The following is a 20668-nucleotide window of genomic DNA, read 5'->3' as shown; positions in this document are numbered from 1 at the left end:
AGCCAACCACCGCCCGGCGACGGGCGCCAGGCCGGAGGATCGCGAGTGCCGCTCTCCTTCGTCCTGGTCACCACCACGATCGGACGCCGGGCGCCCGGCTCACGGGACGGCGGAGACCAGGTAGTCGTCGAACCGGAACGTGACCGGCGTCGTCGTCGCAGCGCCAGAGACGTAGGCGCGCAGGCCCACCGATCCGGCGGACTGCAGGCCGGCCGTGGAATCGGACACGCTCACCTGCCACGCGGCGGGCTCCGCCTGCGCGGCCGGCCACACCTTCGCCTGGAACACGGTCGGCGACGTCCCCACCGCCTGGACGCGGAGCTTCAGCTGCGTCCCGGGCGTGTACGTCACCCCGGGCACCACGGCGGCCGTCAGGGTCGTCCCGCTCCGCAGAAGCTGCGCCTGCACCGCGCCCGAGGAGCTGATCCAGGCGCGGCCATCATAGGATGCCGAACCGACCTGCCGCGCCAGGGCGGAGGCGAACACACCCCCACCGGTCGGCGCGACATCCGTCGTGAACGTCACGGTGGAGTCCGTACGCGTCGATGACACGGAGCCCAGGGTCTGGATGAGCGTACCGCCGGCGGCGTCCACCATCTGCCCCACTCCCGAGGCGACCGAGAAGGAGGTGGCGCTGCCGGACGCCGTCCAGGCGCCGCCCGCGTCGGCGCTCCCCCAGCCTCCGGAGACCGTCCGCTGGAAGGCGTCGCGCGCCAGTGCGGTGGTGGTGCCCGAGGTCACGGTGATCGACTTCGATGTGGTCGAACTCGCGCCGCCGTTGTCTGTCACCTTGAGGGTCGCCGTGTAGGTGCCCGCGGCCGCGTAGGTGTGCGACGTGGTCGATCCGCTCGCCGTGCCGCCGTCACCGAAGGTCCAGGCGTAGGAGGCGATGGAGCCGTCGGGATCCGAGGACGCGCGTCCGTCGAACGACACGCTCAGTCCACTGGCGGTCGCGCTGAACGACGCGATCGGCGGCTGATTGCCGGTCCCGCCCGCGATGAGGACGCTGTTGCCGGTCACCGCGGTGCTGTTGCCGTCCGGGTCCGTCACGGTGAGCGTGTACGTGTGCCTGCTGCCCCCGGCGAGGCCGGTGTCGGTGAATCCCATGGACGGACGGCTCCAGAACTGCGAACCCTGGGTCACCTGGTACACGGGATGCGCGGTGTCGCCGTCGCGGGACAGCTTGTACGTCAGGTTCTGGTTGTCCATGTCGAACGTCGCCTGCCAGGTGATCCGCGCCTGACCGGCCGTCGACGAGGTCGCGTTCGGTGTCATGGCCGTGTTGTTGTTGGGGCCGAAGGTGCTGCGGGAGACATCGTCCATCGCGAAGCGGGTGAGCCCGTACTGCGCCTTGCCGTTCACATACGGGAATTCTCCGCCCACCACGACATAGCGGCTGTCGCCCGCGATAGACCAGGTGGCCTGCCCTTGCCCGGTGAACGTCCCGCTGCCGAAGTCGGGGTACCAGGTCAACGGACTCGGCGCCGGCTGCCCGCGGAAGTTGGCGTAACTCCTGTTGCCGTCATTGGTCAGCGTGTGCGTGGCGGCCTTCGAGAAGCCCAGCGCATGGTGGTACGTGCGGGGATTCGTCTCCGGGAAGCCGCCCACGTTGCTGCACATGTGCGGGTGGCCGACGGCGTAGAGAACGTTTCCGATCGGGGCGACCGAGTAGGTGTCGCCGTGGCAGTCCTCCAGCCAGACCAGGGACCCGGTCGTTGCGTCCGCGGAGAACGCGCCCTCCAGGTTCCCGCCGCTTCCGAAGACGTAGCCGCTGCCGTACACGCGGTCGGAGGTGGCGGCGAGCGAGGTGATCGCCGCGTTGTCCCCCGCATCCCGGACGATGGAGTTGACCGGGAACGAGAGGGCGGCGCCGGTGGTCGCGTCCAGCTTGGCGAGCCCGTAGTGCGAGGCGCCGTTGACGTTCTGGAAGGCGCCACCCGCGTACACCCGCGTGCCGTCGGGGCTCACGGCGAGCGAGGTGACCGTATAGTCGGCGGAAGCGTTCCAGGATGACACCAGGGAGCCGTCGGACGCGTTCAACTTGGCCAGGCGCGTCCGCGTCGACCCGTTGACGCTCGTGAAGGTCCCACCGATGTAGACCGCGGTGTCGGTGGCCGCGATACCGGCCACCTGGCTGGATACGGTCGGACGGAACGAGCTGACGATCTGGCCCGTCGACGTATTGATCGCGACGATGCGGTAGTAACTCGCGCCGTTCGCGGTCGTGAAGTCGCCCCCGACGTAGACCCGGGTGCCGTCGGGCGAGGCCGCGACCGTCTTCGCCTGGGCGTTGAGCTGGACGTTCACTGCGGTGTTGAGCGCGCCGGTCGTGACGTTGTAGGCGAGGAAGTTGTTACGGGGCGTCGTGTTGCTGCCGGCAGGCGAACCGGCTGGCCGCGCCGTGGTGAACTTGCCCGCGACATAGACGGTGTCGCCGACGACCTTCTGCTGCCACGCCACCCCGTCGATCTGCACGGTCGGCAGGGCGCTCGCGCCGACGGTCGGAGGCGTCGCGGGATTCGTGGGGTCCGCTGGTTGGGTGTCAGCGGAAGCGGGGAGCGAGGCGCTCAGCCCTCCTGCGACCAGGAGCAGCGCTCCCAGCGCTGCCGTGACGATGCCGATTCGGGTTCGGCGTGACTTCTGGTTCGGGTCCATAGCAGCCTCAGCAGATGTGATTGATTCTCAGCTTTTGGCTAGCGTACGCCGAGTCGAGCGCATCGGCGAAGGAAAATATGCGATCGAAGTCACATTGGAGGAATGGAGCCGCCCAAGGGAATCGAACCCTTGACCTTCTCATTACGAGTGAGATGCTCTGCCGACTGAGCTAGGGCGGCGTGGGCCGGGCTTCCGCTCGGCGCACAGTCAGATAGCTTACCCGATCCGGCGGCCCGGTGACGACCAGGTGGCCGCGGAGCTCAGCGAACCTGCGTGCCGAGCGCGGACAGCTGCTGGAACGAGCTGCGCAGTCGGTCGGAGAGCGGCTCGACGCCGCCGTGATCGGCCCAGCACGACCAGGCGTGCCGCATCCCCGCGAAGGCGACGTAGGTGACCAGCCGGGCGCGCTGATGCAGGACTTCCGGGTCGTCGACGAGTTCCGGGTCGTCGTGGGCGAGGCGGCGTTGCACGATGCCGCTCAGCGCGTCCTCGAACTTGTGCATGCTCGCCATCCGCAGGGCGAAGAGCTCGGGATTGTCCTTCAGCAGCGCGCGGCGCATCGTGTGCAGGCGATGCATGCTCGCCGGATCGGCGCCGTCGGGTTCAGCGCCGGCGTCGCCCCGGGTCTCTCCGCTGGTGTCTCCGAGATCGATCGCGGCGACCAGGAGCGTGCTGATCCCGTCGAGGATCGGCTCCTCGGGGCCCGCGGTCACGAAGCGCTCGATGCTCTGCTCGTCCGGCAGCTCGGGGAGCTCGCCGATGATCGCGGACTCCTTCGACGGGAAGTAGTTGAAGAAGGTCCGCGGCGACACGTTGGCGACGTGGCTGATCTCGTCGATGGTGACGCGGTCGAAGCCGCGCTCGCTCGCGAGCTCGACCGCGGCGAGCTGGATGGCGCGTTTGGTGGCGATGCGCTTGCGCTCGCGGAGACCCAGCTCGTTGAGCGTGGATTCGGTGGCCGGAGAAGACACGGAACCGATTATTTCATCGTCTGCAAAATTGCACCACTCGTCAGCAGGTCTTGCCGTCGGCGGGGACGGTGCCGTGGACCAGGAAGTCGTCCACGGTGCCGTTCACGCAGGAGTTCGACTTGTTGTAGGCGGTGTGGCCTTCGCCCTTGTAGGTGAGCAGATGGCCGTTCTGCAGTTCGGACGCCAGGTTCTTCGCCCACACGTACGGGGTGGCGGGGTCGTTGGTCGTGCCGACGACGAGGATGGGCGCCGAGCCGGCGGCCGAGATCGGGCCGCGCTGAACGGTGGTCTTGTACGGCCAGTTCGCACAGCCGATGTCGCCGTAGGCCATGTACGGGCCGATGACCGGCGCCGCCTTCGCCAGCTCCGCCGCCTGCGCGCGCATCGTGGCCGGATCGGCATCGTAGGTGTAGTCGAGGCAGTTGATCGCGACGAACGCCTCCGTCGAGTTGTCGGAGTAGGTGCCGTCGGCGTTGCGGTCGTTGTACGTGTCGGCGAGCGTGAAGGCGACGCTTGCGCTCCCCTGCATGACCGACTCGAACAGCTTGTCGAGATACGACCACGCCGTCGCGTCGTAGAGCGGCGTGATGATGGCGGTGACCAGGGTGTTGGCTCCGAGCTCGCGCCCGTCGGAGTTCCGGATCGGGCTCTTGTCGACCGACGCGAGAAGCTGGGCGATCGTGTTCATCGCGTCGTCGACCGTCCCACTGAACGGGCAGTCCTTCTGCGTGAGGCAGCTCTTGAGGTAGGCGCGCAGCGCGCTCTCGAATCCCTTCGCCTGCACCTGCGTGACCTCGAAGTTCGAGGCCGCGGGGTCGAGCGCACCGTCGAGGACGAGGCGGCCGGTCTTGCCCGGGTAGAGACCCGCGTACACCGCACCCAGGTAGGTGCCGTACGAGTAGCCGAGGTAGTTGAGCTTCTTGTCGCCGAGGGTGGCGCGGAGGAGGTCGAGGTCGCGCGCGGCGCTGACCGTGTCGACCTCGGGCAGCGGCGCACCCGTGTTCTTCTGACATGCCGCGCCGAAGTCCTTGGCCACCGTCGTGTTCTCGGCGATCCACTGGTCGGACCCGCGCTCGCCCGGCGTGATGCCGTAGAGGTACTGGTCCATCTGAGCGGCGTCGTAGCACTTCACTGCGGTGGAGCGGCCGACTCCTCGGGGGTCGAAACCGACGATGTCGAAGTGGTCCTGCAGGGTGGCGTCGGCGACGAAGTCGACCGAGTCCTTGACGAAGTCGAATCCGGACGCGCCGGGGCCGCCGGGGTTCGTCAGCAGGGATCCCTGCTTCGTCCCCTTCGCCGGCTGCCGGATCAGTGCGAGCTCGATCTGCCCCTTGCCGGGGTCGTTCCAGTCGAGCGGGGCCTTCGCCGTCGCACACTGCTTGCCGCCGTCGCACGACTTCCAGGTGAGGATCTGGTCGTAGAACGGCGCGAGCGCCGCGGAGACCTTCTCCGGAGCAGGCGTCGAGCTCGTCGGCGCCTTGGCCGGCAGGAACCAGGTCACGCAGCCCGTGAGGGTCAGTGCGAGGACGGCGGCGATGGCGATCACGGCGGTCCGGACGGCGCTCCGGGAGGTCACAGGTCGGTCCCCTTCCGCGCGTTCGCTCCGCGCAGGATCGTGGTCAGCATGGCCTCCAGCGCGAGGGCCGGGGCGACATTGCCGTCGATGCGCTCACGCGCCGTCGTGACGGCATCCATCGCGGCGAGCGTAGCGGCCGGAGTCGTGTGCGTGCTGAGAGCGTCGAGCTCCCGTCGCAGCTCGCGATTCACCAGCTCGCTGTCGCTGCCGAGCTGCAGCATCATCACATCCCGGTACAGGGAGAGCAGGTCGACGAGGATGCGGTCGATCCCGTCGCGGAGGCTGCGCGTCGCGCGCCGCTTCTGGTCCTCCTCCAGCTGGCGCAGCTGCCCGCGCAGCGCGGGAGGAATGGTACCGCCGGGCTCGATGCCGAGCGAGCGCAGCGCGTGCTCCCGCTCCTCCGCGTCGCGCTCCTCGGTGATCGCCTTCGCGTCGGCCCCCGCGATCTCGAGCAGCGTCGCGGCCGCGAGCACCGCGTCGGACACCGACCGGATGCCCAGAGCCAGCTCCAGTGTCTGCTCCCGGCGCCGGCGGGCCTCTTCGTGGGTCGCGAGGCGGTGCGCCATGCCGATGTGGCTCTGCGCGTGGCGGGCGGCGCGTTCCGCGGTCTCGGCGTCGACGCCGTCGCGACGCTGGATCAGCTCGGCGACGTCCGCGACGCTCGGAACCCGCAGACGGACGGTGCGGACCCGGGACCGGATCGTGGGCAGCAGGTCGGCGTCGCTGGGCGCGCACAGGATCCACACCGTTCGCTCCGGCGGTTCCTCCAGCGCCTTGAGCAGCACGTTGGACGTGCGCTCGGTCATGCGGTCGGCATCTTCGATCACCATCACGCGGTAGCGCCCCACCGACGGTGCGAACTGCGAGCTCGCGACGAGGGAGCGGACCTCGTCGATCGAGATGATGACGCGCTCGGTGCTGAGGACCGCGAGGTCGGGGTGGGTGCGGGCGTCGACCTGGCGGCGTGTGGCGAGGTCGCCCTCCGGCGTGCCGGGGCTGAGAAGGGCGGTGGCGAAGGCGTAGGCCAGGTTGGAGCGGCCGGAGCCCGGCGGGCCGGTGATCAGCCAGGAGTGCGTCATCCCGCGCGAGGGACCCGCACCGCTCGCAGAGCCCTCCGCCGTGGAGGCGACGGCAGAGCCTTCTGCGGCGGCGCGCACGATCGCGATCGCGTCGTCCTGCCCCGTGAGCTCGTCCCAGACCGTCATGCTCTCCAGGCTAGCTGGCACCGCGGACACCTTTCGCTCGTGTCCGGATCCTGTGGATAAGTCAGACCCGGCCCGCGAGACGCCGGCGGATGTCGGCGGCGATCTCGTCCACCGGACGGCCGGCGTCGACGACCAGGAACCGCTCGGGCTCGGCCTCGGCGAGCGCCAGGTAGCCGGCACGGACCCGCGCGTGGAAGTCGGAGCGCTCGGCCTCCAGCCGGTCGTAGCGGGTGCGCGAGGCGTCGAGGCGCGCGCGGGCCGCGTCCTCGTCGAGGTCGAGCAGGATCGTGAGGTCCGGAAGCAGCCCTTCAGCTGCCCACAACGACAGCTCGCGGATCTCCGTGGCATCCAGCACGCGACCTGCGCCCTGGTAGGCGACGGAGGAGTCGAGGTAGCGGTCCTGGAGGACGACCTCACCCCGGGCGAGCGCCGGTCGCACGACCGTGGCCACGTGGTGCGCCCGGTCGGCGGCATAGAGGAGCGCTTCGGCGCGAGGCGCGATGTCGCCGCGATGGTGCAGCACGATCTCGCGGATCTCGACCCCCGCGTCGGTACCGCCCGGTTCCCGCGTGCGGACCACGGTCCGCCCGAGCCCGGTCAGCCACTCCTCGAGCAGGGCGGCCTGGGTCGACTTGCCCGTGCCGTCCCCGCCCTCGAGGGTGATGAAGAGCCCGCCGGTCACTCGGCGGACTTCTTCGCGGCCGCCGATCGCGTCGTGGCCGGCTTCGTGGCGGCGGTCTTGGAGGCCGTGGTCTTCGTCGCCGTCTTCTTGGCCGCGGTCGTCTTCGCGGTGCTCGCCTTCGCAGGTGCTTTCCGGGCCGGCTTCTTGGCCGGGCCCTTCGCGCGCTTGTCGGCCAGCAGCTGCACCGCTCGATCGAAGTCGACCTCGTCCACCGTCTCGCCGCGCGGGATGGTCGCGTTGGTCTCCCCGTCGGTCACGTACGCACCGAAACGGCCGTCCTTGATCCGGATCGGCTTGCCGCTGACCGGGTCGGCGTCGAACTCCTTGAGCGCGCTGGACGCCCGGCGGTTGCCGTACTTCGGCTGCGCGAACAGCTCGAGCGCACCCGCCAGGTCGACGTCGAAGATGTCGTCCTCGCTCGGCAGCGACCGGGTGTCCGTGCCCTTCTTCAGGTAGGGCCCGTAACGGCCGTTCTGCGCCTGGATCTCGTCGCCGCTCTCGGGATCCGCTCCCACCACGCGCGGAAGGCTGAGCAGCTTCAGCGCGGTGTCGAGATCGATCGTCGCGAGGTCCATCGACTTGAAGAGCGAGGCGGTGCGCGGCTTCTCGGCGGCCTTCTTCGGCTTCTTGACCGGCTCGGTCACCTCACCCGTGGCCGGGTCGACTGCTGCCTCGTCCTCCGGGTCGGCTTCGGTCACGTAGGGTCCGAAACGCCCGTCCTTGGCGAGCACCAGCTTGCCGTTCTCCGGGTTGGAGCCGAGCACGCGGTCGGTCTGCACGGGCGCCTCAATCAGTTCGCGCGCCTTCGCCGGGGTGAGTTCGTCGGGCGCCAGCTCCGGCGGGATGTTGACCCGCCGCGGCGTCGCGTCCGGACCCGCGTCGGGTTCGGCCACCTCGAGGTACGGCCCGTACTTGCCGATGCGGAGCGTCACACCGTCGTCGATGGCGATCGAGTTGATGCTGCGCGCATCGATCTCGCCGAGGTTATCGATGACCCGACGGAGTCCCTTGTGCTTGCCGCTTCCGAAGTAGAAGCTGTTCAGCCAGTCGACCCGCTCGGCCTCGCCGTCGGCGATCCGGTCGAGGTCGTCCTCCATCTCGGCGGTGAAGTCGTACTGCACCAGGTCGCCGAAGTAGTCCTCCAGCAGCCGGACCACCGAGAACGCGACCCAGCTCGGGACGAGCGCCTGGCCACGCTGCGTGACGTAGCCGCGGTCGATGATCGTCGAGATGATGCTCGCGAACGTCGACGGGCGACCGATCCCCAGCTCCTCGAGCGACTTCACCAGGCTCGCCTCGGTGTAGCGCGGAGGCGGTGTGGTCTCGTGCCCGTCGGCCGCCACATCCTGGACGGTCAGCGGCTGCTTCTCCGTGAGGGGCGGCAGCTTGGCCTCGGCGGAGTCGGAGGCGTTGCGCTCCTCGTCCTTGCTCTCCTCGTAGGCGTTGAGGAAGCCGCGGAACGTGATGACCGTGCCGCTCGCGGTGAACTCCGCGATGGTCCCGTCGAGCGGGCCTTCGGCGACGCGCGCCTCGACGGTCACGGACGCGGTCTGTCCCTTGGCGTCCGCCATCTGCGAGGCGACGGTCCGCTTCCAGATGAGGTCGTAGAGTCGCAGCTCGGGGCCGCGGAGCGAGCGCTCCAGTTCGGCGGGCGTGCGGAACGTCTCGCCGGAGGGACGGATCGCCTCGTGCGCCTCCTGGGCGTTCTTGCTCTTCGACGCGTAGGTGCGCGGCTTGTCCGGCACCGTCTCGGGACCGTAGAGCTTCGCGGCCTGCGAACGCGCGGCGTTCGTCGCCTGCTGCGACAGCGACGCGGAGTCGGTGCGCATATAGGTGATGTAGCCGTTCTCGTACAGCGACTGCGCGACGCTCATCGTCTGGCGTGCGGAGAACCGGAGCTTGCGCGCCGCCTCCTGCTGAAGCGTGGACGTGGTGAACGGCGCCGCGGGCCGGCGCGAGTACGGCTTGGAGTCGACCTTGGAGACGGTCACAACCGTGCTGGGCGCGCTGATCGCCGCGGCGAGCGCCGTCGCCGAGGCCTCGTCGAGCGTCCGGGCGTCGGACGTGAGGCGCCCGTGGTCGTCGAAGTCGCGTCCGGTGGCCACGCGGGTGCCGTCGAGGCGGGCGAGCCGCGATTCGAAGGCGTTCGCGTCCTCAGGTGCGAGGCGGGCCGTGAGACCCCAGTAGGAGGCTGGGACGAACGCAAGGCGCTCGCGCTCCCGGTCGACCACGAGACGGGTCGCGGCGGACTGCACCCGGCCGGCGGAGAGGCCGGGGCCCACCTTGCGCCAGAGGACCGGCGACACCTCGTAGCCGTAGAGGCGGTCGAGGATGCGACGGGTCTCCTGGGCGTCGACCAGCGCCGTGTCGATCTCGCGGGTGTTGTCGCGTGCCTTCTCGATGGCCTCGCGGGTGATCTCGTGGAACACCATGCGCTTGACCGGCACCTTCGGCTTCAGGACCTCGACCAGGTGCCAGGCGATCGCCTCTCCTTCGCGGTCCTCATCCGTCGCAAGGAGGAGTTCGTCGGCGTTCTTGAGGGCGCGCTTGAGGTCGGCGACCGTCTTCTTCTTCTGGTCCGACACGACGTAGTAGGGCTCGAACTCGTTCTCCACGTCGACGGAGAATTTGCCGAGCGAGCCCTTCTTCAGCTCCGGAGGCAGGTTCTTGGGCTCGATGAGGTCGCGGATGTGCCCCACCGAGGCCATGACCTCGTAGCCGTCGCCCAGGTATTGGGCGATCGACTTCACCTTGTTCGGCGACTCGACGATGACGAGCTTCTTCGTGTCGGGCACGTGACTCCTCTTAAATATGCACACGCTGTGTCGTCCACAGCTGACGGCGACGTCCACGACTGGACCGGTGTGGCGCGCTCCCCCGGCGGCGTCGGTCCACGTCATGCGTGATCCGTCGTCCGACAGGCAAACCATACACACCTTCGCCGCTCATCCACCTAATCAGGCCAGGGCCGTTCGCCCTGGGCGCAGTCCCCCGCCTCCCGCCGGACAGCCGCCGTGGGGTGGGTGACCCCCTTTTCGACGGCCGCCCCACGGAGGATGATGTCAGCATGGCAACGACGATGACGTACACCGCCAAACTGATCGACGGCCCCCTCGAAGGCAAGACCATCTCGACCGGATTCCTGGACTCCGGAGACGCCCGGCCGCGCCTGGAGATCTCAGCTCCCGCGGGCTCGAAGCACTACCTCTATATCCGCGCCTCCGGCACCGAGCTGGAGTACGCCTCGGACGACGGCGCAGGCCACCAGCCGACCGCCGTCTCGTACCGCTATCTGGAGACCGTCTTCGACTGACCCGCACCGTCACGGCGGCTCCCGCGGACCGGCGCGTGCCGACGCCGTGGCGTGCCACGCCAGGAACGGGGTGGCCGTCGTGACGGTGACGACCGTCCCCTCCTGCTCGCACGCCGCCAGCGTGGCGCCGTTCGCCTCGGCCACATGACCGGCCGCATCGCACGGAACGCCGGCGACCCGCCCGACCGCGGCGTCCGCCGCGGCGAGCGCCGCCAGATCGGCAGCAGCCGCAGCTCGCGCCTGGGCGGCACTCGCACCGACCACGGTCATGCCCCCACCTGCCACCGTCACCACGACGCACGCGATGCCCAACCCGAGCAGGGATCCAGAACCCGCGTCGTCACGCCACGGGGGCTTCACGGTGCGATGCTCTCGTCGAGCGCGCACGCCCGCGCACTCAACCGGATGCCGAGCCGGCTCAGAGTCGTGTCGCCCGACGCTGTCGAGCTGACGCATACGAGCCCTCCTTCCCGTTCGATCCCGACGGTCGACCCGGCAGGCGCTCCGGCACCGCCGGGGTCGTCCCCGCGGCCCGCCAGCCGTGCGGCGACGGCCGCACTTCCGGCGAGCGCCGCATATTGCGCGGCGCCCGCGATGCCGCCGACGCAGAGCGCGAGACACCCGAGCACGGCTGGGAGCGCGACCGCGAACTCCGCGCTGACGCTTCCACGGTCACCCTCCGGCCAGCGCACGGTGCACCAGATCGGAGAGGATCGCCTTCACCTCGTCGCCCTTCAGCAGGGCGACGAGGACCCCGGCGAAGCCCACCGCCGCCAGGATCGTGATGGCGTACTCGGCCGTGGCGGCGCCTCGGTCTCCCCGCAGCCGGGCCGCCATCCGCCGTCCCGAGCGCCGCAACCATGCCGTCGTGTGTTCCATATCGGTTCCTTCCCCGTCGTGTGGTTCCATCCTTCGCGGCGCCCGCAGCGCTCGGAGCGAGAACGCCGAATCTGTGGACAACTCATCTCAGGCCCGCGGTTGTGGACGAGAGAAGGGACAGCACCAGCGGCGCCACGGCGAGCAGCAGGAAGCTCGGCAGCACGCAGACACCGAGCGGCAGCATGAGCCGAACTCCAAGGGTCGCGGCGCGCTGCCGCGCCTCGGCGCGCGCGACTCGACGCTGCTGACGCGCGGCCGCGGTGAGGAGTTCGGCTGCGGGCGCACCCGCCGACGCGGCGAGCTCGAGGATCCTGCGGGCCGCGCCGTCGTCGAGCGCCGGGAGATTCGACTCCCGGGCAGCCCGGTGCGCGGCCTCGAGCGCCGCCGACGCGGACGACCCGCCCGCCAGCGATACGGCAGCGAGCTCCTCGGCGATCCCCGGAATGGGACTGCGCGCGAGATTCCGTCGAAGCAGCGTGCGCATCCACCACCGTCCGGCGACCATGATCGCCAGGCCGGCCGCCAGGGTCGCGGCGCCGACGGTCGTGGTCGCCGCACCCAGGATGTCCGCCCCGACCCCCACCGACAGCAGAGCCCCCGCGGCAGGTAGCCATGCCACCAGCCGCGCGGTCGCACGCGGGCCGCTGAGCGCGACCTCGGCCTCGCGTTCCGCTTCGGCGACGTCGCGCACCGTCTCGGCGACCGAGCGCAGCGTCGGTCCCAGGGGCGAGCCCGCGCGCTCGGCGACCGACCAGGCGGCAGCGACGGCCCGGAGGTCGTCGGTCGCCGCCGCATCACTCGTCGCCACATCGTTCACCGCCCGGGCGCACGACGTTCGCGATGCCAGAGCGTCCACCACCCGGCGCGCGATCGGGTCTCCGCTGTGAGACGCCACGGCGACCCAGGCCGAACGCGGAGTGAGCCCCGCGTCCAACAGCACCGCCAGCGATTCGGTGAGGGCAGCGACGGCGTCCGCAGCCGCACCCGGCCTCCGCCTGCTCACGACCTGTCGCCGCGGTCGATCCGCTCGATCGTCAGCCGACCATCCGGGCCGGCCCGCAGCCTTCCGAATCCGTTCACTCGCCGCGCCGGGCCGTCCCGTTCGAGGTGCACCACGAGACCGATCGCGCTCACCGCCTGCCGGGCGAGCGCGCGGTCGAGACCGGCGAGCGCGCCGAGCGCTTCCAGCCGGGCCGGGACGTCGTCGAGCGAGTTGGCGTGCAGAGTCCCCGCTCCTCCATCGTGCCCGGTGTTGAGGGCGCCGAGCATGTCGCTCACCTCCTCGCCGCGGCACTCGCCCAGCACGAGCCTGTCGGGTCGCATCCGGAGCGCTTCGCGGACGAGCCGTCGCAGGTCGACGCCGCCGGCGCCTTCCAGATTGGGCTGCCGGGTCTCGAGGCCGACGACGTGCGGGTGGGGGATGCGGAGCTCCGCGACGTCTTCGATCACGACGATCCGCTCGTCCGGCGGCGCCGTCGCGAGGAGTGCGGCCAGCAGCGTGGTCTTGCCCGCGCCGCCTGCACCGGTGATCAGCAGGTTGGTCCGCGCACGCACCGCCCGCAGCAGCCGGTCGCCGTCGGGAGGACGCATCCCACCGGCCGCGACGAGCTCGTCGAGGGTGGGCTGGACGCGCGGCGGCACGCGGATGGAGAGCAGCGCTCCGCCGGTGGAGACGGGCGGCAGGACGGCATGGACGCGCACTCCCCCGCGCAGACGGACGTCGACGAACGGCGTCGCCTCGTCGATGTGACGACCGCCCGCGCCGATCAGGCGCACCGCGAGCGATCTGGCCTCCGCGGCGTCGGCGCACCATCCCTCCTCGCGCCGGAGGCCGTGCGGAGGGCCGTCCGACCACAGCTCGCCGGCGCCCGTCACGAACAGGTCGGTGACGCCGGGTCTCAAGAGGTAGGGCGTGAGCCGCCCGAAGGTCCGCCAGAGCCCGGGCTCGTCGGAAGGGATGGGGGTCGCAGTTACAGCAGTCATACGACGACGCTAGGAACCGCGAGCGCTCAGATGAGCACGGATCGCGATCCCGTGGATAACGCGAAGAAGGCACCGGCTGTGGACGACTTCGTGGAACACCCGGTTAAACGAGGGGGGCCGCACCTATTGGGGGGAACAGGTGCGGCCACTGCGGCGCAGGATTGGGGGGAATCGATTGCGCCGCACGCACGAATTTACATTCGGCCGGGGACCAGTTTACGCAGATTCGATGCAAACGCAAGTCTCCTGGGGCCGCCTCCCCGGCAGGTTGTAGAGTCAGGCATTGTCGCGCCACGACCCGTATCGACCGCATCGCAAAGGAGCGAAAAGACTCCCCATGAGCAACACAATCGACAACCTCCTGCACGAGGCACGCCGGTTCCCGCCGACCGACGAGTTCGCCGCGAACGCGGTCGCGACCGCCGAGCTGTACGAGCGCGCCGCCGCCGACCGCCTGGGATTCTGGGCGGATCAGTCGCGCGACCTGCTCCACTGGCACACGCCGTTCACGCGCACGCTCGACTGGAGCGAGCCTCCGTTCGCGAAGTGGTTCGACGACGGCGAGCTCAACGTCGCCTTCAACTGCCTCGACCGTCACGTGCTGGCCGGTAACGGCGACAGGGTCGCGATCCACTGGGAGGGCGAGCCGGGTGACACCCGGACCCTCACCTACGCCGAGCTCACGGCAGAGGTCAAGAAAGCGGCCAACCTGCTGACCAGCCTCGGCATCCGGGCCGGCGATCGGGTCGCGATCTACCTGCCGATGATCCCGGAGGCCGTCATCGCGATGCTCGCGGTCGCCCGCATCGGGGCGGTCCACTCCGTCGTCTTCGGCGGCTTCAGCGCCGAGAGCCTGCGTTCGCGCATCGACGACGCCGAGGCGAAGCTGGTCATCACGGCCGACGGCGGTTGGCGCAAGGGACGCGTGTTCCCGCTGAAGGACGCCGTTGACGCGGCCCTCACGGGCGAGGCGTCCACCGTCGAGCACGTCCTGGTTGTGAAGCGCGGCGAGAACGAGGTGGCCTGGACCGAGGGCCGCGACCTGTGGTGGCACGACGAGATCGCCCTGGTGGACGCCGACCACACCGCGAAGGCGTTCCCCGCGGAGCAGCCGCTCTTCATCCTCTACACCTCGGGGACGACGGGGAAGCCGAAGGGCATCCTCCACACCTCCGGCGGCTACCTCACGCAGGCCGCCTTCACGCACAAGAACGTGTTCGACCTGCACCCCGAGTCCGACGTCTACTGGTGCAGCGCCGACGTCGGCTGGATCACCGGTCACACCTACGTGGTCTACGGCCCGCTCGCGAACGGCGCGACGCAGGTCCTCTACGAGGGCACGCCGGAGACGCCGCATCCGGGGCGGTGGTGGGAGCTGATCGAGAAGTACAAGGTGTCGATCTTCTACACGGCGCCGACGGCCATCCGGTCCTTCATGAAGATCGGGCGCCAGCACCCGCAGCAGTTCGACCTGTCGAGCCTGCGCGTGCTCGGCTCGGTGGGCGAGCCCATCAACCCCGAGGCGTGGATGTGGTACCGCGAGGTCATCGGGGGCGACGCCACGCCGATCGTCGACACCTGGTGGCAGACCGAGACGGGCGCGATCATGATCTCGGCCCTACCGGGCGTCACGACGCTGAAGCCGGGCAGCGCGCAGGTGCCGCTCCCGGGCATCTCGGTCGACATCCTGGATGAGGCGGGCACGCCGGTCGGCAAGGACCAGGGCGGCCTGCTGGTCGTCACCGAGCCATGGCCGAGCATGCTGCGCGGCATCTGGGGCGACCCCGAGCGCTTCACGGAGACGTACTGGTCGAAGTTCGGCGACAAGTACTTCGCCGGGGACGGCGCGCGGTACGACACCGACGGCGACATCTGGCTGCTGGGCCGCGTCGATGACGTGATGAACGTGTCCGGCCACCGGCTCTCGACGGCGGAGATCGAATCGGCGCTCGTCGCGCATCCCTTCACGGCCGAGGCCGCAGTGGTGGGCGCGAACGACGAGACCACCGGGCAGGCCGTCGTCGCCTTCGTCATCATCAAGCAGAACCAGCTCGAGAAGGCGGACGCACTGGATGTGGCGGCCGAGCTGCGCAAGCACGTCGCCCAGCAGATCGGCGCGATCGCCCGGCCGCGCGACATCTTCATCGTCACCGAGCTGCCGAAGACGCGCTCCGGCAAGATCATGCGGCGCCTGCTGCGGGATGTGGCCGAGGGGCGCGAGGTCGGCGACACGACGACGCTCGCGGACACGGCGGTGATGAGCTCCATCCAGGCCAAACTCTCCTGAGGTTGCCCCGGAGACGACGGAGGGGCGGTGCCGGCCGGCACCGCCCCTCCGTGCATCCGTCGTCAGTCGACGGCGAGGATGAGCTCCACCTCGACCGGCGAGTTCAGCGGAAGCACCGCGACCCCGACGGCGGACCGCGCGTGCACGCCGGCATCGCCGAAGATCTCGCCGAGCACTTCGGAGGCGCCGTTGATGACGCCCGGCTGGCCGGTGAAAGCGGGGTCGGACGCCACGAAGCCAACCACCTTCACGACCCGGCGGACGCGGTCCAGCGATCCGAGGACGCTCTTTGCCGCGGCCAGCGCGTTGAGCGCGCAGATGCCGGCGTACTCCTTGGCGTCGGAGGCCGATACGAGCCCGCTGCCTTCGCCGACCTTGCCGGTCGCGGGCAGGGCGCCTGACACCATCGGCAGCTGGCCCGAGGTGTAGACGTGGTGTCCGTCGAGGACGGCGGGCGTGTACGCCGCGACGGGCGGGACGACCTCGGGCAGCGTGATCCCGAGCTCGGCGAGGCGCGCTTCGACGTCGGCCATCAGCCCTGCTCCTCGCCGGCCATGGGGCGCTTGAGGTAGGCGACCAGGCCGCCCTCGGGACCGGTCACGACCTGCACGAGCTCCCATCCCTCCGACCCCCAGTTGTTCAGGATGGCGGCGGTGTTGTGGATCATCAGGGGCGTGGTCAGGTACTCCCAGCGCGTCATCGTGCTCCTAGGTCGAGGGTCTTTAACAGGTTGATCACCTACTCTGATCCTATGTCTGCGCAAAAACCACAGGCTAGAGGTGTGCTCGGTGCCGCCGGTGCCTTCATCGGCATGAGTGTCGTGGCCGGTCTTCTGGTCACCGCCGCCGTCACCCCCGCGATCGCGGTCACGGGCATGGCCGCGAACAATTCGATCGGCGTGTTCGAGGGGCTTCCGGAGTACCTGAACGTCGACCAGCTCGCCCAGCCGACCACCATCTACGCGAAGAACGGCGACCAGGACGTGCCCCTGGCGACCTTCTATTCCCAGAACCGCCTCCCGGTGTCGTTCGCCCAGATCTCCCAAGCGGCGAAGGATGCGGCGATCGCGGGTGAGGACCCGCGGTTCTACAGCCACGGCGGTGTGGACATCCAGGGAACCGTGCGCGGTGTGCTGTCGACCGTCGGCGGTGGCGGGGTGCAGGGCGGTTCCTCGATCACGCAGCAGTACGTGAAGAACGTCCTGCTGCAGAAGTGCGAAGCGCTCCCGGTGAAGACCAAGGAGCAGAAGACCAAATACCAGCAGTGCGTCACCGACTCCACCGGCGTGTCCCCGGACCGCAAGGTCAAGGAGATGAAGTACGCGATCGGCGTCGAGAAGAAGTACACCAAGGACCAGATCCTGGTCGGGTACCTCAACATCGCCGGGTTCGGCGGCTCGGTGTACGGCATCGAGGCGGCGGCGAAGTACTACTACAACACGAGCGCGGCGGCGCTGACGCCGGCGCAGGCGGCCAGCCTGATCGCGATCGTGAACGAGCCGACCAGCCTGAAGATCGACGACCCGGAGTCGAAGAGCAACGGCGCGGCCAACGGGTACGCGAAGAACAAAGAGCGCCGCGACTACATCCTTCAGAAGATGTACCAGTACAAGAAGCTGACGAAGTCGCAGTACGACGAGGCCCTGAAGACGCCCATCCAGCCGGTGATCACACCGTCGGTCCGCGGCTGCCAGACCGCCGGCGGCTCGGCGTACTTCTGCGACTACGTGCAGAAGACCATCCTCAACGACCCCGCCTTCGGCGCCGACGAGGACACCCGCGCGTCCAACCTGAACCGCGGCGGCTACAAGATCTACACGACGCTCGACCTGCAGCTTCAGCAGGTTGCTGAGCAGACGATCCAGTCGTACGTGCCGGCGACCTACGATCGCGCCGACATCGGCGGCGTGCTGACCGGTGTGCAGCCCGGCACGGGCCGCGTGCTGTACATGGCGCAGAACAAGCTGTACAGCCAGGATCCGGACGTTCTCAACGCGGACCCGCGGTACACCTCGATCAACTACTCCACCGACCAGAAGTACGGCGGTTCCGGCGGCTTCCAGGTGGGATCGACGTACAAGGTCTTCACGCTCGCCGAGTGGCTGAAGCAGGGACACTCGCTGAGCGAGCCGGTGAACGCGAACATCCGCACCTACCGGTCCTTCAAGGACTCGTGCACCGGCGGCTGGGGCGGCACCTACACCCCGCAGAACGACTCCTCCGGTGAGACGGGCATCCGAAACGCGCAGAGCGCGACCACGCTGTCCATCAACACGGCCTTCATCAGCATGGCGAGCCAGCTCGACCTGTGCGAGATCAAGAAGGATGCCGAGGCGTTCGGTGTGCACACGGCGAAGGGTGAGCCGCTGGACACGAATCCGGCCGCGGTGCTGGGCACCAACTACATCGCGCCGCTGACCATGGCGACCGCGTTCGCAGGCATCGCCAACAACGGCATGACCTGCACCCCGATCGCGATCGACAAGATCATCGACGCCAACGGCAAGGACGTGAAGCCGCCGACAAGCGCCTGCACCCAGTCCGTCGACCCGGCGGTGGCGAACACAATGGCCAAGGCGCTGATGGGACCGCTGCAGGGCGGCACCGCTGCCGGCATGAACCGGACGGGCAAGGACATGCTCGGCAAGACCGGTACCACGGAGTACAACGACCAGCTCTGGCTCGTCGCGGCGACGACCAAGGTCGCCGGCGCGTACTGGGTGGGCAACGTCCAGGGTCACGTCGACTTCCGCAAGGTCTATCCCACGCACGGCACCTCGCCGGCGAGCGCCCGAGTCTCGGTCATGCGCACCATGATGAGCGCAGCGGTCGACAAGTACGGCGGCGACGACTTCCCGGAGCCGCCGAGCAAGCTGACGCGCGGCATCCAGGTCGCCGTGCCGGATCTCACCGGCAAGACGCCGGACGAGGCGAAGTCGATCCTCACCGGGCTCGGCCTGGACTCGGCCGACGGCGGTCCGCAGGACTCGGTCGCGCCGGCCGGTACGGTCTCCTCGACCGACCCGGCCGCCGGGACCCAGGTGCCCAAGGGAACGGCCATCACGCTCTTCACGAGCAACGGCGCGCTCGTCGCCGTGCCGAACGTCGTCGGGCAGAAGTTCTCCGACGCGCAGGCCGCGCTGACCGCAGCCGGGTTCAAGGTGAAGGCCCAGGGCGGCAACAATCCGAACTCGATCGTCCAGGCTCAGGATCCCGCCGCGGGTGCACCCGCCAAGCCGGGGACGCAGGTGACCGTCGCGCTCGCGGCGGCGGCCTCCGCCCCGCCGACACCGGGCTCCAACGGCTAGTGGCGCGCGGAGCTCTGCGTTCGACGGCGTCCGCGCTCGGCCTTCTGGCCTGCGCGGGCGCCGCCGCGTTCGCCTACGGTTCGCTGGTGGAGCGCAAGGCGTTCACGCTGCGCGAGGTCAGCGTGCCGGTCCTCCCGGCCGGTGCGGAGCCGATCCGGGTGCTGCACCTGTCCGACATGCACATGGCGCCGTGGCAGCGCGAGAAGCAGGAGTGGGTTCGCTCCCTCGCGCACTTCCGACCCGACCTGATCGTCGAGACCGGGGATGTGCTGGGCCACGCGCGCGGCATCGAGGGCGTGCGTGCGGCCTACCAGGACTTCCGCGGCATCCCGGGGGTCTTCGTCCACGGCTCGAACGACTACTTCGGCCCGCAGCTCAAGAACCCGCTGAAGTACTTCCTCGGCCCGTCCAAGAAGAAGGCCTCGACCGCGCCGCGTCTCGACACGGCCGCTTTGACCGCGTTCTTCACCGACCTCGGCTGGACCGACCTCGACAACCGCGCGGCGGGACTCGAGCTCCGTGGGACGCACCTGGAGTTCTTCGGTGTGGACGACCCGCACATCCGGTTCGACCGGGTCGAGTCGATCCCGGGCGCGCTCGACGAGCTGCGTGAGGACGACCCGTTCTCCGACGACGACACCTGGCCGGACGGCGGGCCGCGGAAGGAACGCCAGGCGGTGACGATCGGCGTCGTGCACGCCCCCTACCGCCGGGTGCTGGATGCGTTCGTCACCTACGGCGCGTCGATGATCTTCGCCGGGCACACGCACGGCGGCCAGGTCTGCGTCCCTGGCTTCGGCGCCCTGGTCACGAACTGCGACATCCCGCGCGCCCAGGCGAAGGGCCTCAGCGTCTGGCGGCACGCGTTCCGCTCGGCCTACCTGAACGTCTCCGCCGGACTCGGGACGTCGATCTACGCGCCGGTGCGCTTCGCATGCCGTCCGGAGGCGACGCTGGTCACGCTGACCGCCGCCGTCTAGCCCTGCCCATGGTCATGAGCACTCCCGCGCTCGTGTATCCTGGATGAGGCCTTCGGGGTGTGGCGCAGCTTGGTAGCGCGCTTCGTTCGGGACGAAGAGGCCGCAGGTTCAAATCCTGTCACCCCGACCACTGAGAAGGGCCGGAGCACTCGTGCTCCGGCCCTTCTCGCTTGCGACGATCAGAACGCGTCCGGCCGCGCGAACTCGCGCTCCGCGATGGTCGCCTGCGGGTCGATGTTGGCCCGGATGAGCGGCAGCGTCCGCGACACGGCCGTGTCGATCCGCTCGCGCAGGTCGCCCGACCGGATCTCGTAGTCCGCGAAGTCGCCCTCGCTGGCGTAGATGCCGAGCGGCACGGTCAGCGACTGGAAGAACCCGAACAGCGGCCGCATCTGGTGCTCCACCAGGAGCGCGTGCCGGTCGCTTCCACCGGTCGCCGTCAGCACCACGGGCTTGTCGATGAGGGCGTACTGGCCGATGTGGTCGAAGAACAGCTTGAACAGGCCCGTGTAGGTGGCCCGGTAGGCCGGCGAGCCGACGACGAGGATGTCCGCGTTCTCGACGGCCTCCAGCGCCTCCGTGACGATCGGGCTCAGGCTGTTGCGGAACGGTCCCGCCCCGAGCTCCGGGAGGAGCGGCGCGAGCTGGATGGTGCGGTGGACGCCGCCCGCCGCCTCCGCGTACGCGCGGGCGACCTCGTCCACCAGCACGGTGGTTCGGGACGGGTGGGTGGGGCTTCCGCTCACTCCGACCACGGTCAGTGGATGCGACATGGGTACCGCCTTCGCGTTGGTTCCGGGATGTGCGCCCACGGTACCCGGGCGTGACGG

General features: G+C 69.6%; 18 protein-coding genes and 2 tRNA genes. 5 read left to right on the top strand and 15 right to left on the bottom strand.

The window, feature by feature from the left end:
- Nucleotides 1–99: 99 nt before the first annotated feature.
- From AB0P25_RS11830 to topA, 7 genes are all read right to left on the bottom strand, one after another.
- On the bottom strand, nt 100–2655 hold the full coding sequence (locus tag AB0P25_RS11830; protein WP_363807531.1) for a PKD domain-containing protein: 2556 nt from the start codon (nt 2653–2655) through the stop codon (nt 100–102).
- Between the two features lie 103 nt (nt 2656–2758).
- A tRNA-Thr gene (locus AB0P25_RS11825) sits at nt 2759–2834 on the bottom strand.
- 81 nt (nt 2835–2915) lie between these two features.
- A complete protein-coding gene (locus AB0P25_RS11820) occupies nt 2916–3626 on the bottom strand; it encodes a TetR family transcriptional regulator (protein WP_363807530.1) in 711 nt (236 codons plus the stop codon).
- Between the two features lie 40 nt (nt 3627–3666).
- Nucleotides 3667–5202, bottom strand: a complete 1536-nt coding sequence (locus AB0P25_RS11815) for an alpha/beta hydrolase (protein ID WP_363807529.1) — start codon at nt 5200–5202, stop codon at nt 3667–3669.
- Nucleotides 5199–6407: a DNA polymerase III subunit delta' gene (locus AB0P25_RS11810; RefSeq protein ID WP_363807528.1), complete on the bottom strand. Its 1209-nt coding sequence runs from the start codon at nt 6405–6407 to the stop codon at nt 5199–5201. The genes AB0P25_RS11815 and AB0P25_RS11810 overlap by 4 nt, the downstream gene beginning before the upstream one ends.
- Nucleotides 6408–6468: 61 nt before the next feature.
- On the bottom strand, nt 6469–7089 hold the full coding sequence (gene tmk / locus AB0P25_RS11805) for a dTMP kinase (protein WP_363807527.1): 621 nt from the start codon (nt 7087–7089) through the stop codon (nt 6469–6471).
- Complete coding sequence (gene topA, locus AB0P25_RS11800; RefSeq protein WP_363807526.1) at nt 7086–9884, bottom strand: type I DNA topoisomerase; 2799 nt, start codon at nt 9882–9884, stop codon at nt 7086–7088. The genes tmk and topA overlap by 4 nt, the downstream gene beginning before the upstream one ends.
- Before the next feature lie 272 nt (nt 9885–10156).
- Here topA and AB0P25_RS11795 point away from each other — a divergent pair, with 272 nt between their 5' ends.
- Nucleotides 10157–10402: a hypothetical protein gene (locus tag AB0P25_RS11795; protein WP_363807525.1), complete on the top strand. Its 246-nt coding sequence runs from the start codon at nt 10157–10159 to the stop codon at nt 10400–10402.
- A 9-nt stretch (nt 10403–10411) separates the two neighbouring features.
- Here the strand turns inward: AB0P25_RS11795 and AB0P25_RS11790 are convergent, their stop codons facing one another.
- The 5 genes from AB0P25_RS11790 to AB0P25_RS11770 all read right to left on the bottom strand — a co-directional run bounded on the left by AB0P25_RS11790 (nt 10412) and on the right by AB0P25_RS11770 (nt 13264).
- Nucleotides 10412–10762, bottom strand: coding sequence for an Rv3654c family TadE-like protein (locus tag AB0P25_RS11790; RefSeq protein WP_363807524.1), 351 nt, complete (start codon nt 10760–10762; stop codon nt 10412–10414).
- Nucleotides 10759–11094: a TadE family type IV pilus minor pilin gene (locus AB0P25_RS11785; RefSeq protein ID WP_363807523.1), complete on the bottom strand. Its 336-nt coding sequence runs from the start codon at nt 11092–11094 to the stop codon at nt 10759–10761. Before AB0P25_RS11785 ends, AB0P25_RS11790 begins: the two co-directional genes overlap by 4 nt.
- Nucleotides 11075–11281 carry a DUF4244 domain-containing protein gene (locus tag AB0P25_RS11780; RefSeq protein WP_363807521.1) on the bottom strand — a complete coding sequence of 69 codons (207 nt, stop codon included), beginning with the start codon at nt 11279–11281 and terminating at the stop codon, nt 11075–11077. Before AB0P25_RS11780 ends, AB0P25_RS11785 begins: the two co-directional genes overlap by 20 nt.
- A gap of 82 nt (nt 11282–11363) precedes the next feature.
- Entirely contained in the window at nt 11364–12284 is a 921-nt protein-coding gene (locus AB0P25_RS11775) for a type II secretion system F family protein (RefSeq protein WP_363807520.1), read from the bottom strand.
- Nucleotides 12281–13264, bottom strand: a complete 984-nt coding sequence (locus tag AB0P25_RS11770; protein WP_363807519.1) for a TadA family conjugal transfer-associated ATPase — start codon at nt 13262–13264, stop codon at nt 12281–12283. Before AB0P25_RS11770 ends, AB0P25_RS11775 begins: the two co-directional genes overlap by 4 nt.
- Nucleotides 13265–13601: 337 nt before the next feature.
- Between AB0P25_RS11770 and acs the strand changes: the two genes are divergently transcribed.
- Nucleotides 13602–15551, top strand: a complete 1950-nt coding sequence (gene acs, locus AB0P25_RS11765; RefSeq protein ID WP_363807517.1) for an acetate--CoA ligase — start codon at nt 13602–13604, stop codon at nt 15549–15551.
- Nucleotides 15552–15613: 62 nt separating this feature from the next.
- Here the strand turns inward: acs and AB0P25_RS11760 are convergent, their stop codons facing one another.
- Nucleotides 15614–16084, bottom strand: coding sequence for a RidA family protein (locus AB0P25_RS11760; protein WP_363807516.1), 471 nt, complete (start codon nt 16082–16084; stop codon nt 15614–15616).
- Nucleotides 16084–16251 carry a hypothetical protein gene (locus tag AB0P25_RS11755; protein ID WP_363807513.1) on the bottom strand — a complete coding sequence of 56 codons (168 nt, stop codon included), beginning with the start codon at nt 16249–16251 and terminating at the stop codon, nt 16084–16086. Before AB0P25_RS11755 ends, AB0P25_RS11760 begins: the two co-directional genes overlap by 1 nt.
- Before the next feature lie 51 nt (nt 16252–16302).
- Between AB0P25_RS11755 and AB0P25_RS11750 the strand changes: the two genes are divergently transcribed.
- The 3 genes from AB0P25_RS11750 (at nt 16303) to AB0P25_RS11740 (ending at nt 19968) form a co-directional block, all read left to right on the top strand.
- On the top strand, nt 16303–18858 hold the full coding sequence (locus AB0P25_RS11750) for a transglycosylase domain-containing protein (protein ID WP_363807511.1): 2556 nt from the start codon (nt 16303–16305) through the stop codon (nt 18856–18858).
- Nucleotides 18858–19838, top strand: a complete 981-nt coding sequence (locus tag AB0P25_RS11745; protein ID WP_363807509.1) for a metallophosphoesterase — start codon at nt 18858–18860, stop codon at nt 19836–19838. The genes AB0P25_RS11750 and AB0P25_RS11745 overlap by 1 nt, the downstream gene beginning before the upstream one ends.
- Nucleotides 19839–19891: 53 nt before the next feature.
- Nucleotides 19892–19968 (top strand) — tRNA-Pro (locus AB0P25_RS11740).
- A gap of 49 nt (nt 19969–20017) precedes the next feature.
- Here the strand turns inward: AB0P25_RS11740 and msuE are convergent.
- Nucleotides 20018–20611: an FMN reductase gene (msuE, locus tag AB0P25_RS11735; RefSeq protein WP_363807507.1), complete on the bottom strand. Its 594-nt coding sequence runs from the start codon at nt 20609–20611 to the stop codon at nt 20018–20020.
- Nucleotides 20612–20668: the final 57 nt, after the last annotated feature.

It is taken from the genome of Leifsonia sp. NPDC077715 (genome assembly GCF_040686855.1).
Classification (GTDB): Bacteria; Actinomycetota; Actinomycetes; order Actinomycetales; family Microbacteriaceae; genus Leifsonia.
The sequence above is the reverse complement of the archived record's forward strand: the minus strand, read 5'-3'. Positions and strand labels throughout refer to the sequence as shown.

Coding starts and splice junctions, on each gene's coding strand:
- AB0P25_RS11830 (WP_363807531.1), bottom strand. CDS start 2,655: ATGGACCCGAACCAGAAGTCACGCCGAACCCGAATCGGCATCGTCACG.
- AB0P25_RS11810 (WP_363807528.1), bottom strand. CDS start 6,407: ATGACGGTCTGGGACGAGCTCACGGGGCAGGACGACGCGATCGCGATC.
- AB0P25_RS11795 (WP_363807525.1), top strand. CDS start 10,157: ATGGCAACGACGATGACGTACACCGCCAAACTGATCGACGGCCCCCTC.
- AB0P25_RS11780 (WP_363807521.1), bottom strand. CDS start 11,281: ATGGAACACACGACGGCATGGTTGCGGCGCTCGGGACGGCGGATGGCG.
- AB0P25_RS11770 (WP_363807519.1), bottom strand. CDS start 13,264: ATGACTGCTGTAACTGCGACCCCCATCCCTTCCGACGAGCCCGGGCTC.
- acs (WP_363807517.1), top strand. CDS start 13,602: ATGAGCAACACAATCGACAACCTCCTGCACGAGGCACGCCGGTTCCCG.
- AB0P25_RS11760 (WP_363807516.1), bottom strand. CDS start 16,084: ATGGCCGACGTCGAAGCGCGCCTCGCCGAGCTCGGGATCACGCTGCCC.
- AB0P25_RS11755 (WP_363807513.1), bottom strand. CDS start 16,251: ATGACGCGCTGGGAGTACCTGACCACGCCCCTGATGATCCACAACACC.
- AB0P25_RS11750 (WP_363807511.1), top strand. CDS start 16,303: ATGTCTGCGCAAAAACCACAGGCTAGAGGTGTGCTCGGTGCCGCCGGT.
- msuE (WP_363807507.1), bottom strand. CDS start 20,611: ATGTCGCATCCACTGACCGTGGTCGGAGTGAGCGGAAGCCCCACCCAC.